A 16,232-nucleotide genomic window follows, 5' to 3' on the forward strand; every position below is an offset into this window, starting at 1 on the left:
ATGCCATCCGATCCCGTATTGCAAGTGCACGACCTGACCACCTGTTTCGACGGCGATGACACCACGGTGGTCGCCGTGGACGGCCTGTCGTTCGACCTGATGCCGGGCGAGACCCTGGGCCTGGTGGGCGAATCCGGCTGCGGCAAGAGCGTCACGTCGCTGTCCATCATGCGGCTGCTGCGCGCCCCGGGGCGCGTGGCGCGCGGCCGCGTCGACTTCGAAGGCCGCGACCTGCTCGCGCTGCCCGAGAAAGCCATGCGGTCGATCCGCGGCAACCAGGTGTCGATGATCTTCCAGGAGCCGATGACGTCGCTGAACCCCGTGTTCACGGTGGGCCGGCAGATCAGCGAATCGCTCATGCTGCATCAGGGGCTGTCCAAGCGGGAAGCCCTGAAACAGGCCGAGGCATTACTGGAACTGGTACAGATATCCGACCCCGCCCGCCGCGTGCGCGAGTATCCCTATCAGCTGTCCGGCGGCATGCGCCAGCGCGCCATGATCGCAATGGCGCTGGCCTGCCAGCCCAAGGTACTGATCGCCGACGAGCCCACCACCGCGCTGGACGTCACCATCCAGGCGCAGATCCTGCATCTGCTGCGCGACATCCAGGCGCGGCTGGGCACGGCCATCGTGCTGATCACCCACGACCTGGGCGTGGTGGCGCAGATGTGCCAGCGCGTCATCGTGATGTACGCCGGACGCAAGGTCGAGGAAGGCAGCGTCGACGACGTGCTGGACCACGCGGCCCATCCCTACACCCAGGCGCTGATCCGGTCGCTGCCCGATTTTGTCGACGGCCAGGACCACACCGCGCGGCTGGCCGAATTGCCCGGCATCGTGCCGGTGATGACGCCCGATTCGCGCGGGTGCGCCTTTTCGGCGCGCTGCCCGCAGGCCCTGCCGCGCTGCACCGACGACGCGCCGCCCGAGGTCGCGGCCGGCACCCGCCACCGCGTCTGGTGCTGGGCCCGCCTGGACGAACCGGCGGCGATGCAGCCTGGAGATGCGCGATGAACCTGCATGATGCTCCCTTTCCGTCGGCCACCGCCCTGCCCGCGTCGGCGCCGCCGATGCTGCAGGTGGAAGGCCTGAAGAAGCACTTCCCCGTGGCGGGCGGCCGTGTGCTGCGCGCGGTGGACGGCGTGTCGCTGTCGGTCGCGCGCGGCCAGACGCTCAGCCTGGTGGGCGAATCCGGTTGCGGCAAGTCCACCACCGGCAAGTGCCTGATCCGCCTGACCGACCCCACCGAAGGCCGCATCCTGCTGGAAGGCGCGGACCTGGCCGCCATGGATAGCCGCGCGCTTCGCGCCATGCGCCAGCGCATGCAGTTCATCTTCCAGGACCCGTTTTCGTCGATGAACCCGCGCATGCGGGTGCGCGACATCATCGGCGAACCGCTGCGCAATTTCGGCCACGGTCGCGAGGCGATCCGCGAACGCGTGGCGCAGTTGCTGGCGCGCGTCAGCCTGCGGCCCGATGCGGCCGAACGCTATCCGCACGAGTTCTCGGGCGGCCAGCGCCAGCGCATCGTGATCGCGCGGGCCCTGGCGCTGGACCCGGGCCTGATCGTCTGCGACGAGCCCGTGTCGGCGCTGGACGTGTCGGTGCAGGCGCAGGTGATCAACCTGCTGATGGACCTGCAGCGCGACCTGGGGCTTACCTATGTGTTCATCTCGCACGATCTGAGCGTGGTGCGCCACATCAGCCACCGCGTCGCGGTGATGTACCTGGGCAAGATCGTCGAAACCGGCAGCCGCGATGCGGTGTTCAACCGGCCCGCCCACCCCTACACCCGCGCGCTGCTGGCCGCCGTGCCCTCGGCCCGCCGGGGCGAACGCGCCCCCGTGGCCGTGCTCAAGGGCGAGATTCCCAGCCCACTGTCGCCGCCGTCCGGCTGCGCGTTCCGCACCCGCTGCCCGATGGCCCAGGCGCGCTGCGCGGCGGAAACGCCCGCATCGCGCGTGGTGGGACCGGACCAGGAGGTCGCCTGCCATTTTGCTGGCCCGCCCCCGTGACCGGCGCCCCGGCCTTGCCCCTTTACGCCTTGCGCCGCATCCCCCCTGCTTTCGCTGGAGAACCGCATGACCCGACTCGACACCCAGCCCTTTGATCTGATCCTTGCCGGCGGCACCGTCATCGACGGCAGCAACAGCCCCGGCCGGCGCGCCGACGTTGGCCTGATCGGCGACCGCATCGCCGCCATCGGCGACCTGGCCGGCGCCGCCGCGCGCCAGCGCATCGATGTGGCGGGCATGGTGGTGGCGCCCGGCTTCATCGATTCGCACACCCACGACGACAACTACCTGCTCAAGCACCGCCACATGACACCCAAGATCTCGCAGGGCGTCACCACGGTCATCACCGGCAATTGCGGCATCAGCCTGGCGCCGCTGGCGCACGCCACTCCGCCCCCGCCGCTGGACCTGCTGGACGAAGGCGGCTCGTACCGCTTCGAGCGCTTCGCCGACTACCTGGCGGCCCTGCGCGCCACGCCCCCGGCGGTCAACGCCGCCTGCATGGTCGGCCATTCGACCCTGCGCGCCGCGGTCATGCCAGACCTGCATCGCGCCGCCAGCCCCGCGGAAATCGACGCCATGCGGGCGCTGGCCGAAGAAGCCATGGCCAGCGGCGCCATCGGCATTTCCACCGGCACGTTCTACCCGCCCGCCGCGCACGCCACCACCGAAGAGATCATCGAGGTCTGCCGCCCGCTCAGCACCCACGGCGGCCTGTACGCCACGCATATGCGCGACGAAGGCGAGCACATCGTGCCGGCACTGGAAGAGACCTTCCGCATCGGCCGCGAACTGGCCGTGCCCGTCGTGATCTCGCACCACAAGGTGATGGGCCAGCCCAACTTCGGCCGCTCGCGCGAGACGCTGCCGCTGATCGAGGCCGCCATGGCCCGGCAGGACGTGTCGCTGGACGCCTACCCCTATGTCGCCGGGTCCACCATGCTCAAGCAGGACCGCGTGCTGCTGGCCGGGCGCACCGTCATCACCTGGTGCAAGCCCTTTCCCGAACTGAGCGGGCGCGACCTGGACGAGGTGGCCGCCGAGCGCGGCAAGTCCAAATACGACGTGGTGCCCGAGCTGCAACCGGCCGGCGCCATCTACTTCATGATGGACGAGCCCGACGTGCAGCGCATCCTGGCGTTCGGCCCCACCATGATCGGGTCCGACGGCCTGCCGCATGACGAGCGCCCCCACCCCCGCCTGTGGAGCACCTTCCCGCGCGTGCTGGGCCATTACGCCCGCGACCTCGGCCTGTTCCCGCTGGAAACCGCCGTCTGGAAGATGACCGGGCTGACCGCCGCCCGCTTTGGCCTGGCCGACCGCGGCCAGTTGCAGCCGGGCTACTTCGCCGACCTGGTGGTGTTCAACCCCGCCACGATCGCCGACACGGCCACGTTCGAGCGGCCCACCGAGCGCGCGGCGGGCATCCATTCGGTCTACGTCAACGGCGTGGCAGCCTGGCAGGACCAGGCCTTCACCGGCCAGCACGCGGGCCGGGTGCTGGCCCGCGGCGCCGCCTGAGCCGAGCCAGCCTTTACAATCCGGCCTACGCTGCGGGGCTTGCGGGCCCCGCGGTGTTTCCTCCAACCCTAGACGCCAGACCGCTCCATGGCCCCACCCCGCAATACGCCGCCGCCCGAAATCGTGGGCAAGGAAGAAATGGGCGCCCGCCTGCGCGCCGAGCGCAAGGCCCGGAAAATGACGCTGCAGGCGCTCTCCCAGGCCAGCGGCATCGCGGTGTCGACCCTGTCCAAGGCCGAGCTGGGGCAGATCGCCCTGAGCTACGAAAAATTCGCCGCGCTGGCCCGCGCGCTGGGCATCGACATGACGCGCATGTTCATGCTGCGCGACGCCGCGCAGGCGGCCCAGGCGCCGACCTTCGTGAAGAACACGCTGCGCGACGCACGCGACTACGTCACCGACAACTACCACTACCGCCTGCTGATGGGCGAATACCCGGGCAAGAAGATGATGCCCATGGTCGCGCTGATCGACGCGCGCGAAGTGGTGGAATTCGAGGACTACATCCGCCACCCTGGCCAGGAATTCGCACTGGTGCTCTCGGGCAAGGTGCGTATCCAGTTCGAGAACGGCGACAGCGTGGTGCTGGACAAGCTGGAATCGGCCTACTTCGACAGCGGCATCGGCCACGTGTACCTGTCGCTCAGCAAGCAGCCGGCCGAGGTGCTGGCGGTGTGCAGCGACCTGGAAGACGTGCCCTCGCGCATCAAGCCGGCGCGGCACGCCAAATAGCCGCCCGGGCAGCGCGGGCGGCGCGGGACGCACGGCCCCGGCGCAATGCGCGGCCTCAACGCCCGGCCTGGCCGCCTCGGCCTGCGGCCGCGCCCGGGACGACTTCAAAGACAAATACGTTCTCTGGCTGGGGATAGCGCAACGTGTAGCGGGCCTCGCGGGTCTTGCCGTCGGACAGCAAGTAGTCCACCTGCAAGCCGCTCGGCTCGGCCTCGCCACCCGTTCCCAGGTACATGTTCGCCGGATAGCTGAACCGCTGCCCCTGCGCGTCGCGCACCGCCGCGCAGGCCGAGAACAGCCGCGGCAAGGCATACAGGCGCGCGCCTTGCGCCACCAGTACCTGCGGGTAGCGCCCGCCCCGGCCGCTGGTGTTGAAGTGCAGTTCGACGCAGGCCCATCCCGCGCGGCGCCAGACAGTCACCTGGGCCAGGTTCTCCGGGTCCACGGCGGCAATGCCGCGCGGTTGGGCGTCCGCTTTGCCCTGGGTGGCGGCGGCAGGCGTCACGGCACTGCCGGCGGCCAGGTCGGTGCCTTGGCCCAGCCGCCAGCGCCGCTCGCCGATCGACAGCGACGTGCCGTCAAAACCGATGCCCGGCGTCCCTTTGGGCGGGTCCATCTCCAGTTCTCCCGGCGCGATCCAGCCGGTCGCCTCGAAGCGCCGTACCGCCACGGACATGGCGTTGACCCACAGGCAGCGGCGCGGCGTGTCCGTGCACGCCTGTGCCAAGGCCGTGCCGTCACCGGCAAACAGGTTGCCGCCCAGCGATTCGTAGAACGGCCGGTAACCGGTGAACCGGTGCGGCGCGGAGCCAGCCGGCTTGGCCATCCCGGGCGTGAGCCCAGGCGCCGCAACTGTCGCCGGTTCCGACGCGATCGTGGCGGCCGCTGCCGGCGCGGCCTGGGCCCAGGCCGACGCCGGCAGTGCCGCCGACAGCAAGGCGCCCAGGGCGGCAAGCCGCAATACGTGGGACGGACCGCGCGAACGGCGCCAGGAACTCGGTAAAGGCTGCGATGCATTCATGGCCGCCAGCCTAGCGCCCCGCGACACGATTGGCCACCCCTACGGGAAATCCCGTAGAAACTTTCTTTCTTCCGCAGCGGTCCCTCTGTATTCAGCAAATTGTCAGGCATTGCGCCTGGCTCGCCGCGTGTCCGCGCGGCGCCCTACCGGGAGACTTCCATGCCGCCTGACAGCCGCCCCCTGCGCCCCAGCTCCAGCACAGCCGGCGCGCGGGGCGGCGCCGCGGCAACCCAGGCGCTGGGGCCACCCGGCCTGTCGGTGATGGACGCTACCGTGGTGCTGGTCGGCGTGGTGATCGGCATCGGCATCTTCGGTTTTCCGCCCCTGGTCGCGCAGCACGCCGCGTCCGAGGCGATGTACCTGGCGTTCTGGTGCGCGGGCGGCCTGGTGATGCTGGTGGGCGCGCTGTGCTACGCGGAGCTGGGGGCGGCCTATCCCGGCGCGGGCGGCGAATACCTGTATCTGTCGCGGGCCTGGGGGCCGCGGGTGGGATTGCTCTTTGCCTGGGCGCGCTGCACCGTGATCCAGACCGGTGCGATCGCCGTGGTGGCCTTCATCTATGGCGACTACGCGCAGCAGCTGTTGCCGCTGGGCGCCCATGGCGCGACGGCGCATGCGGCGACATCCGTCGTTTTCCTGACCGCCTTGAACATGGCCGGCACGCGCCATTCCAAGCGCTTGCAGTGGCTGTTCACGATGCTGACGCTGGCGGCGCTGGCGGCCGTGCTGACCGCCGCCCTGTTCACCCAGTCCCCCGCCGCCCCCGCGCCCGCGCCGCTGACGGGCAACGCCGCCGGGTTGATGGGCATGGGCATGGTGTTCGTGCTGCTCACCTACGGCGGCTGGAACGAAGCGGCCTACCTCAGCGGCGAGCTGCGCAACCCTGGCCGCAACATGGCGCGCGTGCTGCTGATCGGCACGGCGGTGGTGACCGGCGCCTACCTGCTCACCAACCTGGCCTTGCTGGAACTGTTCGGCCTGCAGGGCCTGCGCGACACGCCTGCCCTGGGCGCGGCCGTCATGCAGCTGGCGGCCGGCCCCTACGCCGCCGCCCTGCTCAGCCTGGTCATTTGCGCCACGGCCCTGAGCACCATCAACGGCACCATCATCACCGGCGCCCGGGTGTACTACGCGCTGGGCCGCGACGTGCCGCGCCTGCGGGCGCTGGGCGGCTGGAGCGCACGCAACGAAACCCCGGTCAGCGCGCTGCTGGCGCAAGGCGCCATCACGCTGGCCCTGCTGGCGGTGGGCGCCTTCAGCCAGAACAGCGTGCAGGCCATGGTGGCCTATACCGCGCCGGTGTTCTGGCTGTTCATGCTGCTGGTGGCGGCCTCGGTCTGGCGGCTGCGCCAGCTGGACCCCGACCGCCCGCGGCCTTTCCGCGTGCCGCTGTATCCGCTGACCCCGGCGCTGCTGGCGCTGGCCTGCGCCGGGCTGGTGTATTCCAGCGCGGCCTATGCCGGCGCCGGCGCGCTGATCGGCCTGGCCGTGCTGGCCGCCGGCGTGCCGATGTTGCGCCTGCTCAAGCCTGCGGGAATGCGGGCGCCTGAATGAGGCAGCCATGCATCTGCTCATCCGTCTGCTCATCCGTCTGCGCTTGCATCTGCTGACGGGACGTCCGGGTTGAACGCCGGTCACCGCTTCGCTTTCCCTCAATACAAGGAGTCTTCACCATGCAACGTGCCCAAGCTGTTCTTTCGCCCGTCCGCCGCCGGGCTGTCATGGCGTCGGCGCTCGTCCTGGCCTTATCCCTGGCCGTGCTGAACGAGGCCCGCGCCGCCGGCCCCGCCGCCGCCGTGCCGGTCAAGCCGGCGGCGGCGGTCGCTGCCACCCCCGAGGCCAAGCCGGACGGCTACGTGCCCGACGTCGGCCAGGACGGCAAGGACGTCATCTGGGTACCCACGCCCCAGACCCTGGTGGACAAGATGCTGGACATGGCCGCCGTCACGCCGCAGGACCGCCTGATGGACCTGGGCTCGGGCGACGGCCGCCTGGTCATCACCGCCGCCCAGCGCGGCCTGACCGCCAAGGGCATCGAATACAACCCCGACCTGGTGGCCCTGTCGCGCGGCAACGCCGCCAAGGCCGGGGTGTCCAGCCGCGCCAGCTTCGAGGTAGCGGACCTGTTCCAGACCGATCTGTCGCAGGCCAACGTCATCACCATGTTCCTGTTGTCGACCATCAACGAGAAGCTGCGGCCCAAGCTGCTGCAGCTGGAGCCCGGCACCCGCATCGTGTCCAACACCTTCCGCATGGGCGACTGGGAACCGGACGCCTCCGAAACCATCACCGAGGCCTGCCAGACCTACTGCAACGCGCTGCTGTGGATCGTGCCGGCCAAGGTCGACGGCAAATGGGACGTGGCCGGCAAGACGCTGCGGCTGGAACAGCAGTACCAAATGCTGTCGGGCAAGCTCGGCGCCAGCAATATCTCGGACGCCCGCATGGACGGCCGCAAGATCTCGTTCACGGCCGATGGCGTGCGCTACACGGGCGAAGTGAACGGCACGACCATCCGCGGCAGCGCTGCCGGCAAGGGCGAGTGGTCGGCCAAGCGGATCTGATGCCGCCGTCCCGTCGCGACCGGCGGGCGCCGCCCCGGGGCGGGTTGCCGCCCGGGCGCGGCGTCCGCGATCAGCCCGCCGCGCCCTTGACCACCCGGTGCACGAACTGCAGCTTGCCCACCACCGCGCCAGGCAGCACGAAGGGGTAGAAATCGCGCTGGCCCATGCTGCGCGACAGCTCGTTGAGCACCCCGGTCAGCGCCACCCAGGCGTTGACCAGGTCCAGGAAGCCCTGGCCTTCGGGGTCGTCCTGGTCGTACAGCGACACCCGGGTAAACGGCTCGTAGGCCTGCTCCACCGCCATGCGCGTCACGCCAAAGCTGATGGCCGTGTCCAGCGTGTCCATCATGTGCAGGTAATGGGCCCAGGTTTCGGCCCAGTCCTCCCAGGGGTGGCAGGACGCGTACGTGCTGATGAAGCGCAGCGCCCAATCGGCGGGCGGGCCTTGTTCGTAGTTGCGTTGCAGCGCCTGGGCGTAGTCCGCCCGTTCGTCGCCGAACAACTGGCGAAAGGGTTCCAGCCACGGGCCGCCGGCCACCAGCTGATCCCAGTAGAAATGGCCGATCTCATGGCGGAAATGCCCCAGCAGCGTGCGGTAAGGTTCACGCATGGCTTCGCGCACCTGCACCCGGTAGGCGTCGTCGGCTTCCAGGATGTTGATGGTGATCAGCCCCTGGTTGTGGCCCGTCAAGAGCGGCTTGCCGTCCGCGCCCGGGGCCAGCAGGTCAAACGCCAGCCCGCCGTCGCCGGGCGCCTGCGAACGCCGGATCGGCAGCCCCAGGGTCATCAGCTGCGCGATCAGCTGGCGCTTGGCGGCCTCGACCTTGAACCACAGCGGGCCGTTCTCGGGCACCGACAGATCGGGAATGGTGCGGTTCAGGCTGCAGGCCAGGCACAGCGAGTCGCGGGACGTGGCCGGCAGCAACCAGTTGCACAGCGCCGGCGTGGCGAAGTTGCCGCAGCGCTTGAAGGCCCTGCCCCGCACCCGCCCGGCTTCGGCCCAGATGCCCTCGGTCTTGCCAGGGTCCAGCGCCAGCACGTGGCCGCGCTTGGGGTCAAAGCCCAGCGCGCGGTGGCAATTCAGGCATTCGGTGTTGCCAAAGAATATCTGCTGCCCGCAGACGCACTGGAACGCCTTGGCCCGGGCGTGGCGCTGCCGTTGGCGTTGGCGTTGGCGGTTGGGCGCGGTCAGCTGGCGGCCCAGGGCCTCGAAGAAATAGCTCATGCATCGGGCTCCGGAAACAAGGGCGGCGCCGGCTCCGACGGGAATTCCGCCAGCGGCGCCACGGTGACCTGCACGCTCAGTTCATGCCCGCCGCCGCGGATCACCCCGCGCAGCGGCGTCACGTCGCCATAGTCGCGGCCCTGCGCCAGGATCACGTGCGACACACCGGGCACCACGTCGTTGGTCGGGTCCAGGTCCAGCCAGCCGCCGTTGACCGCCAGGCCCAGGCAATGGACCGACACCCAGGCGTGCGACGCGTCGGCGCCGATCAATCGCGGCCGGCCTGGCGGCGGCTGCGACATCAGGTAACCGCTGACATAGCGCGCCGGCAGGCCAATGGCCCGCAGGCAGCCGATCATCACGTGCGCGAAATCCTGGCACACGCCCGCCCGCTGGCGAAAGGCGTCCAGGATCGGGGTGGACACCTGGGTATGGGCCGGGTCGTAGGTGAAGTCGCGGTGGATACGCCGCATCAGGTCGATCGCGGCCAGCGCGACCGGCCGGCCCGGCGTGAACGATGCCAGGGCGTAGTCGCGCAGTTCGCCGTGCAGCGGCACGTAGGGCGACGGAAACACGAACTCGCCTTCGGGCGCGTAGTCGGCGCCCGCGTCGTAGCGCAGGCGCTCGGCGGCGGCTTCCCAGGGCGCGCTGGCCGCCGGATCCAGCCCGTCAAAACGCGGCCGCACCGTGACCTGGCTGGCCGCGCGCACCGTCAGCGCCTCGTGCGGCGCATACAAGGCGAAGGTGGCGCGGCGGTTGCCAAAGACGTCCAGCGATTCGGCATAGTCGGCCGGCGCGGGGCTGATGTCCAGCGTGTAGCCGTCCACCTGCTGACTATCGTCCTGCAATGGCCGCAGGTAGCACAGGTGATGGGCCAGTTCGACCGGCGCTTCATAGCGATAGGCGGTCACGTGCTCCACACCCAGCGTCTGGCACGCAGCGGCCGCTGGACTGGCGTCAAGCGGCGGCGGCTGGGGCAAAACGGGCGAAACAGGCAAGGTCATGGCGGCGGTCCCGGGTCATTGGATATCAGCATCGGCGCTACGCCGTCAGCGTCTGGTCGCGGCCGGCCGCGTGGCTGAAATAGCGCCGGCTGATTTCATTGGACAGCGCGGTGGCGGCGGCATCCAGGCGCGTGGACAGGTCCAGCAAGGCCTGGTAGCGGCCCTGGCCATCGCGCTCGCACAGGGCCGCAAGCGCCGTGCCCGGCGCGCCGTCGTCATCCAGCACGGGCAGCAGGTCGGCCAGCGCGGCCGCCGGACCATCGGCCGCACCCGGCAGGCGCGCCAGTTCCTTGCGCAGCACGCCCAGCACGCAGATGATGGAGCGGGGATTGGCCGGCTCCAGCACCAGCAGGTTCAGCAAGGCCGGAATTTCCTGGCGGCCGGGATAATTGGCGCGGTAGGTAATCGTGCTGTCGAACAGGTCCAGCAGCAACCCAAAGGCGCTATCGCCCAGCACCGCATTGCGCTGGAACAGCGCGCCCAGCAGATGGGACATGGCGCATAGCCGTTCCAGTTGCCGGCCCAGCGTCAACAGGCGCCAGCCATCGTCGCGGGTCATGCGGTCGGTCTGCGACCCCGTGATGGCCGACAACTGCGTGCCCAGGCGTTTGAGCGCGGGCAACAGGTCCGGGGCGGACACCGGCGCGTCGTCCTCGGCGCCCTGGGAACCGGCGGCCAGGCCGTCCAGGCAGGCAGCGGCCGTCACCACCAGCCGCCAGTGATCGGGCGACAGCCGGTCGCGGATCTGGCCGGCGGCGTAGGCCAGCGCGTCCAGGTTGCGCGCCAGCCCGTTGCCGCCCTCGGCCAGCTCGGCCACCAGGGTGTGTTCGAACATGCGTACCGACAAGGTGGCCGCCGGCGGCATCAGGCCGCTGCGGCGGCACAGCGCCGACACCGCCTCGAACAGATCGCGGGCATTGTCGTCGTCGCTGTTCAGCCAGGCCAGCGTCACCTGCGCCAGGCGCACGTCGTTTTCGGCGCGCTCGGTATAGCGGCCCATCCAGAACAGGTTTTCGGCCGCCCGGCTGGATACCGGCCGGTGGCTGCGCGCCAGGTCCTCGGGCCGCAGCTTGGCCGGCAGCATCGAAAACGTATCGACCGCGCCCCGGGTGGTGACCCAGGTGTCCATGCTGCTGCCGCCGCGCTGCATCGACACGATCTGCTGCTCGCGGCTGGCGATGCGGGTCAGCCCGCCCGGCAGCACGTGCCAGCCCCCCGCCCCGTCGGCAATGGCAAAGACCCGCAGCATGGCCGCGCGCGGCACGATGTGGCCCACGCTCCAGGTGGGGGCCTGCGACAGCGGCAGGTATTGCTGGATGGTGTAGGCGTCCGGCTGCTCGGCAATGCGGGCCCGCAGCGCGTCGCGCTCGGCCGGCGACACCGCGCCGCCGATCACCGGCTCGAAACCGCCGCGCAGGTGCCCCGGATACGTGGCCTTGACCACCGCCCCGGGCAGGTCCGCCAGCACCTGTTCGCGCGCCGCGGCCTCGCCGCACCACCACGACGGCAGCGACGGCAGCAACAGCTCCTGGCCCAGCAGATAGCGGCTGATCGCCGGCAGGAAACCATTGATGGCGGGTGACTCCAGGAAGCTCGCACCCAGTGAATTGGCCACCAGCACGTTGCCGGCCCGCATCACCTGCAGCAGCCCGGGCACGCCCAGCGTGGAATCCGAACGCAGCTCCAGCGGATCGCAGAAATCGTCGTCCAGCCGCCGCAGCACCGCATGCACCCGTTCCAGCCCGTGCAGCGTCTTCAGGAACAAGTGGTTCTCGCGCACCACCAGGTCGCTGCCTTCCACCAGGGTCACACCCAGATAGCGCGCCAGGTAGGTCTGCTCAAAATAGGTTTCGTTATACGGCCCGGGCGTCAGCAGCACGATGCGCGCCGCGCCTGGCGCCGCCGCCGGACTCAGGCGGTACAGCATGTCCATCAGGTGGCGGTAGCTGCTGGCCAGGTGCTGCACCCGCAATTCCTTGAAGGCCTCGGGAAACAGGCCGGATACGGTCAGGCGGTTTTCCAGCAGGTAGCCCAGGCCCGACGGCGCCTGGGTGCGCTGCGACACCACCCGCCAGCCGCCGTCGCTGGCGCGGGCCAGGTCGAACGCGGCGATGTGCAGGTAGGTGCCGCCCGGCGGCAAATAGCCGCGCAGCGGCCGCAGGTAGCCCGGATGCCCCTGCACCAGGGCCGGAGGCAGCAGTTTTTCGCGCAGCAGATCCTGGGTGCCGTACACATCGGCCAGCAGCCGGTTCAACAGGCCGGCCCGCTGGCTCAGCCCCTGCTCGATGGTCGCCCAGTCGGCTTCATCGATGATGAACGGCAGCAGGTCCAGCGACCACGGCCGGGTCGGACCGTCGGCGTCGGCGTAGATGTTGTACGTAATGCCGTTTTCGCGGATCTGGCGGGCCACTCCGTCGGCGCGGCGGTCCAGGTCGGCAAAGCCGTCGGTGCCCAGCAGCTCGAAGAACCGCGGCCAGGGATCGCGCAGCCGGGTGGCGCCCGGGGCGTCCGCCGGCGCCCGCAGTTCGTCGTAATGCCCCGGCCGGGCGGCCAGGGCGGCGTGGACCGCCAGCGAGACGGCGTCTTGCGACGGGTCCGTCTGGAAAAGAAATTGCGGCATGCGCGAAGGAATCGGGTGACCAGAGACGTCAATCGTGCCTTAAATCCAACGAGAACGGAAATTCCCGGCTGGGCTTGGCCGGGGCCGGGTCCAGCCGGCCTGGCGTATGGCCGAGCCGCTCAAAGCGGGCCAGGCGCCGGCTTTCGGCCTCGTAGGCGTTGATGGGGAACGATTCCGGGTTCAAGCCGCCCGGATGCGCCACGTGGTAGCGGCAGCCACCCAGCGACCGCTGGTTCCAGGTATCGACGATGTCGAAGGTCAGCGGCACATGCACGCGGATGGTCGGATGCAGCGCCGACGGCGGCGACCAGGCCTTGTAGCGCACCCCGGCCACGTATTCGCCGACCCGGCCGGTAGGCTGCAACGGCAGCGTGCGGCCATTGACGGTGACCACGTGGCGGCTGCCGTTCAGCCCGCTGACCCGGACTTCCAGGCGCTCCAGCGACGAATCCACGTAGCGCACCGCGCCGGCCGACGCGCTTTCCTCGCCCATCACATGCCAGGGCTCCAGCGCGCCGCGCAGTTCCAGGTGGATGCCGCGCGCGGCCACGTCGCCGAACAGCGGGAAGCGAAACTCGAAGTGCGGCGCGAACCAGGCCGGGTCGAAGGCGTAGCCGGCCTGGTTCAGATCCGTCAGCACGTCCTCGAAATCCATGCGCACGAAAGCGGGCAGCAGAAAGCGGTCGTGCAGCTCGGTGCCCCAGCGCGTCAGGCTCGCGGTATAGGGCGTTTTCCAGAAATGCGCCACCAGCCCGCGCAGCAGCAGTTGCTGGGCCAGGCTCATGCGGGCATGCGGCGGCATTTCAAAGGCGCGCAGTTCCAGCAGGCCCAGCCGCCCCGTGGGGCCGTCCGGGGAATACAGCTTGTCGATGCAGAACTCGGACCGGTGGGTATTGCCGGTGACATCCACCAGAATATTGCGCAGCGCCCGGTCCACCATCCAGGGCGGCACCTGGGCGCCCTGCTGCTGGACGCGCTTGTGGATTTCCTGGAAAGCCAGCTCCAGCTCGTAGACCTGGTCGTTGCGGGCCTCGTCGATGCGCGGCGCCTGGCTGGTCGGGCCGATGAACAGCCCCGAAAACAGATAGGACAAGGACGGATGGTTCACCCAGTACGCCAGCAGGCTGGCCAGTACGTCCGGACGCCGCAGGAACGGGCTGTCGGCCGGCGTCTTGCCGCCCAGCACGAAGTGGTTGCCCCCGCCCGTGCCGGTGTGGCGGCCGTCGGCCATGAATTTTTCGGTCGACAGGCGCGTCTCGAAGGCGGCCTGGTACAGGAACTCGGTATGGTCGACCAGTTCGGCCCAGTTGGCGGCCGGGTGGATATTCACTTCGATCACGCCCGGGTCGGGGGTGACCTGCAGCACCTTCAGGCGCGGATCGCGCGGCGGCGGGTAGCCTTCCATCACGATCTTCACCGACAGGTCGCGGGCCGTGGCCTCGACCTGGGTGACCAGGTCCAGGTAGTCCTCCAGGCGCTGCAACGGCGGCATGAAGATGTACAGCACGCCGTTGCGGGCCTCGACACACAGCGCGGTGCGGGTGATCCAGGCGGCGGACTCGAACTTGTCGGGGCTGCGGCCGGCCGGGTCGCCCGACCCCGTCGGGCCCGTGGCGCCGCCCGCGTGGCCGGCGCCGGTCAGGCCGTTGCCCCGGGCAGCGCCCTGGCCGTCATTGCCGGCCGCCGGGCGCAGCGCCGCGCCCGGAGACGGCTGCATCCGCCATGGCGCGGCCACCGGCAAGGCGCGCCGCGCCTCGAACGGATCGCGCTCCAGCAGCACCGGCGCGTCGCCCTCGGCCACCCAGGGCAGCGAATCCAGCGGCAGCCGGTAGCCCATGGGTGAATCGCCAGGGAACAGGTACATGCGTTCATCGCGCAGGAACCACGGGCCCGACACCCAGGCCGGTCCGTCCAGCTCCGGCCCATCGCCGCGCCGCACCGGCAGCGCATAGCCCGTCACGCTGTCCAGTCTGGCCTCGAACACGCGGTGCAGGCGCGCGCGCTCCATGTCGTCGTCCAGCCGCGAATCGAACGGGTCCACGTTGACCGGCAGCCGGCGCTCGCGCCACAGGTAATAGAACACGTCCTCGTAGCCCGGCACGATGTACTCGTCGCCCAGCCCCAGCCGCGCGCACAGCTGGCCCATGAAGCGCCGCGCGTCGGTGGCGTCGTACTTGCTGCGCTGCCGTTCATCGGCGAACAGCGCCGGGTCCTGCCAGCAGGCCTGGCCGTCTTCGCGCCAGTAGATCGACAGCGCCCAGCGCGGCAATTGCTCGCCCGGGTACCACTTGCCCTGGCCGAAATGCAGAAAGCCATTGGCGCCGTAGCGTTCGCGCAGCCGGTTCAGCAAGGCCACCGCATAGCCGCGCTTGCTCGGGCCCAGCGCGGCCGTGTTCCATTCGGCGCCGTCGCGGTCCTCGGTGGACACGAAGGTCGGTTCGCCGCCCATGGTCAGGCGCACGTCCATCTGGTCCAGATGGTCGTCGATGTGCAGGCCCAGGTCGCGGATGGCCTGCCACTGGCTGTCGGTGTAGGGCTTGGTCACGCGCGGCGATTCGAAAATGCGCGTGACTTCCATGGTGTGGGTGAATTCGACCTCGGCCTCGTCCACGGCGCCCGTCACCGGGGCGGCGCTGCCGGGCTCGGGCGTCGCCGCCAATGGAATATGCCCCTCGCCGGCCAACAGGCCCGAGGTCGGGTCCAGCCCGATCCAGCCCGCGCCGGGCAGATAGACCTCGCACCACGCGTGCAGGTCCGTGAAATCGGCCTGTGCCCCGCTCGGGCCGTCCAGCGCCGCCACGTCCGGCTTGAGCTGGATCAGGTAACCGGACACGAAACGGGCCGCCAACCCCAGATGCCGCAGCGCCTGCACCAGCAGCCAGGCCGAATCGCGGCACGAGCCGGCGTTGCGGGTCAGCGTTACCTCGGGCGTCTGTACGCCCGGCTCCATGCGGATCAGGTACTTGATTTCCTGGTGGAGCTGGCGGTTCAGGCCCACCAGGAAATCCACGGTGCGCTGCGGCCGCTTGTCGACCCGCCCCAGGAAATCGGTAAAGCGCGGCGTCGCCTCCTGCCGCACCCGGTAGGGCGCCAGCTCGCGCGCCAGCCCGTCGTCATAGTCGAACGGAAATTCCTCGGCGCTGGGCTCCAGAAAAAAGTCGAACGGGTTGTAGACCGCCATTTCGGCGACCAGATCCACCGTGATCTTGAACTCGCGGGTCTTGTCCGGGAAGTTCAGCCGCGCCAGGTAGTTGGCGAACGGGTCCTGCTGCCAGTTGATGAAATGGTTTTCCGGCTCGATCGTCAGCGAGTACGACAGGATCGGCGTGCGGCTGTGCGGCGCCGGCCGCAGCCGCAGCACCTGGGCGGACAGCCCCACCAGCCGGTCGTATCGGTACTGCGTCACATGCTTGAGCGCTACGTGGATCGTCACTGCCTTCTCCGGGGACGGGGCAAACGGGGCCTTGATGGCGGGGCCAAGGAATGTGAACGGCGCAATGCGGCAGGCCGGCGGATGGCGACGAACCGGC

Annotated in this window: 11 protein-coding genes; 6 read left to right on the forward strand and 5 right to left on the reverse strand. The window is 69.8% G+C overall.

The features are described 5' to 3' along the window. The 4 genes from A9974_RS19295 (at position 1) to A9974_RS19310 (ending at position 4,268) form a co-directional block, all read left to right on the forward strand. Positions 1-1,014, forward strand: a complete 1,014-nt coding sequence (locus A9974_RS19295; protein ID WP_255468236.1) for an ABC transporter ATP-binding protein — start codon at positions 1-3, stop codon at positions 1,012-1,014. Continuing rightward, positions 1,011-2,015, forward strand: a complete 1,005-nt coding sequence (locus A9974_RS19300; protein ID WP_183005784.1) for an ABC transporter ATP-binding protein — start codon at positions 1,011-1,013, stop codon at positions 2,013-2,015. Before A9974_RS19295 ends, A9974_RS19300 begins: the two co-directional genes overlap by 4 nt. Positions 2,016-2,081: 66 nt before the next feature. Further along, a complete protein-coding gene (locus tag A9974_RS19305; RefSeq protein ID WP_183005785.1) occupies positions 2,082-3,536 on the forward strand; it encodes an amidohydrolase family protein in 1,455 nt (484 codons plus the stop codon). 87 nt (positions 3,537-3,623) lie between these two features. Next, positions 3,624-4,268 (forward strand): helix-turn-helix domain-containing protein, encoded by a 645-nt coding sequence (locus tag A9974_RS19310; protein WP_183005786.1) that lies wholly within the window; start codon positions 3,624-3,626, stop codon positions 4,266-4,268. A 55-nt stretch (positions 4,269-4,323) separates the two neighbouring features. On the opposite strand, the gene A9974_RS19315 is transcribed toward A9974_RS19310, so the two are convergent. Continuing rightward, positions 4,324-5,289, reverse strand: a complete 966-nt coding sequence (locus A9974_RS19315; protein ID WP_183005787.1) for a hypothetical protein — start codon at positions 5,287-5,289, stop codon at positions 4,324-4,326. A gap of 261 nt (positions 5,290-5,550) precedes the next feature. Here A9974_RS19315 and A9974_RS19320 point away from each other — a divergent pair, with 261 nt between their 5' ends. Continuing rightward, positions 5,551-6,843, forward strand: coding sequence for an APC family permease (locus A9974_RS19320; RefSeq protein ID WP_183005841.1), 1,293 nt, complete (start codon positions 5,551-5,553; stop codon positions 6,841-6,843). A 119-nt stretch (positions 6,844-6,962) separates the two neighbouring features. Then, entirely contained in the window at positions 6,963-7,853 is an 891-nt protein-coding gene (locus A9974_RS19325; protein ID WP_183005788.1) for a cyclopropane-fatty-acyl-phospholipid synthase family protein, read from the forward strand. Between the two features lie 70 nt (positions 7,854-7,923). Here the strand turns inward: A9974_RS19325 and A9974_RS19330 are convergent, their stop codons facing one another. From A9974_RS19330 to A9974_RS19345, 4 genes are read right to left on the reverse strand one after another with little or no spacing between them, the layout of a single operon-like run. Continuing rightward, positions 7,924-9,078, reverse strand: a complete 1,155-nt coding sequence (locus A9974_RS19330) for a putative zinc-binding metallopeptidase (RefSeq protein ID WP_183005789.1) — start codon at positions 9,076-9,078, stop codon at positions 7,924-7,926. Then, positions 9,075-10,082, reverse strand: a complete 1,008-nt coding sequence (locus A9974_RS19335; protein ID WP_183005790.1) for a transglutaminase family protein — start codon at positions 10,080-10,082, stop codon at positions 9,075-9,077. Before A9974_RS19335 ends, A9974_RS19330 begins: the two co-directional genes overlap by 4 nt. Positions 10,083-10,119: 37 nt before the next feature. Further along, the gene (locus tag A9974_RS19340) at positions 10,120-12,702 is read right to left on the reverse strand and encodes a circularly permuted type 2 ATP-grasp protein (protein ID WP_183005791.1); all 2,583 of its coding nucleotides are present in this window, start codon (positions 12,700-12,702) and stop codon (positions 10,120-10,122) included. Positions 12,703-12,730: 28 nt separating this feature from the next. Continuing rightward, the gene (locus A9974_RS19345) at positions 12,731-16,135 is read right to left on the reverse strand and encodes a transglutaminase family protein (protein WP_183005792.1); all 3,405 of its coding nucleotides are present in this window, start codon (positions 16,133-16,135) and stop codon (positions 12,731-12,733) included. Positions 16,136-16,232 lie beyond the last annotated feature (97 nt).

Origin of the sequence: Achromobacter sp. UMC71 (assembly GCF_014170305.1) — a bacterium.
Classification (GTDB): domain Bacteria; phylum Pseudomonadota; class Gammaproteobacteria; order Burkholderiales; family Burkholderiaceae_B; genus Achromobacter.

Excerpts from the sequence above, each read along its gene's own strand:
- A9974_RS19295 (WP_255468236.1), top strand. The coding sequence starts at position 1 with ATGCCATCCGATCCCGTATTGCAAGTGCACGACCTGACCACCTGTTTC.
- A9974_RS19300 (WP_183005784.1), top strand. The coding sequence starts at position 1,011 with ATGAACCTGCATGATGCTCCCTTTCCGTCGGCCACCGCCCTGCCCGCG.
- A9974_RS19305 (WP_183005785.1), top strand. The coding sequence starts at position 2,082 with ATGACCCGACTCGACACCCAGCCCTTTGATCTGATCCTTGCCGGCGGC.
- A9974_RS19310 (WP_183005786.1), top strand. The coding sequence starts at position 3,624 with ATGGCCCCACCCCGCAATACGCCGCCGCCCGAAATCGTGGGCAAGGAA.
- A9974_RS19315 (WP_183005787.1), bottom strand. The coding sequence starts at position 5,289 with ATGAATGCATCGCAGCCTTTACCGAGTTCCTGGCGCCGTTCGCGCGGT.
- A9974_RS19320 (WP_183005841.1), top strand. The coding sequence starts at position 5,551 with ATGGACGCTACCGTGGTGCTGGTCGGCGTGGTGATCGGCATCGGCATC.
- A9974_RS19325 (WP_183005788.1), top strand. The coding sequence starts at position 6,963 with ATGCAACGTGCCCAAGCTGTTCTTTCGCCCGTCCGCCGCCGGGCTGTC.
- A9974_RS19330 (WP_183005789.1), bottom strand. The coding sequence starts at position 9,078 with ATGAGCTATTTCTTCGAGGCCCTGGGCCGCCAGCTGACCGCGCCCAAC.
- A9974_RS19335 (WP_183005790.1), bottom strand. The coding sequence starts at position 10,082 with ATGACCTTGCCTGTTTCGCCCGTTTTGCCCCAGCCGCCGCCGCTTGAC.
- A9974_RS19340 (WP_183005791.1), bottom strand. The coding sequence starts at position 12,702 with ATGCCGCAATTTCTTTTCCAGACGGACCCGTCGCAAGACGCCGTCTCG.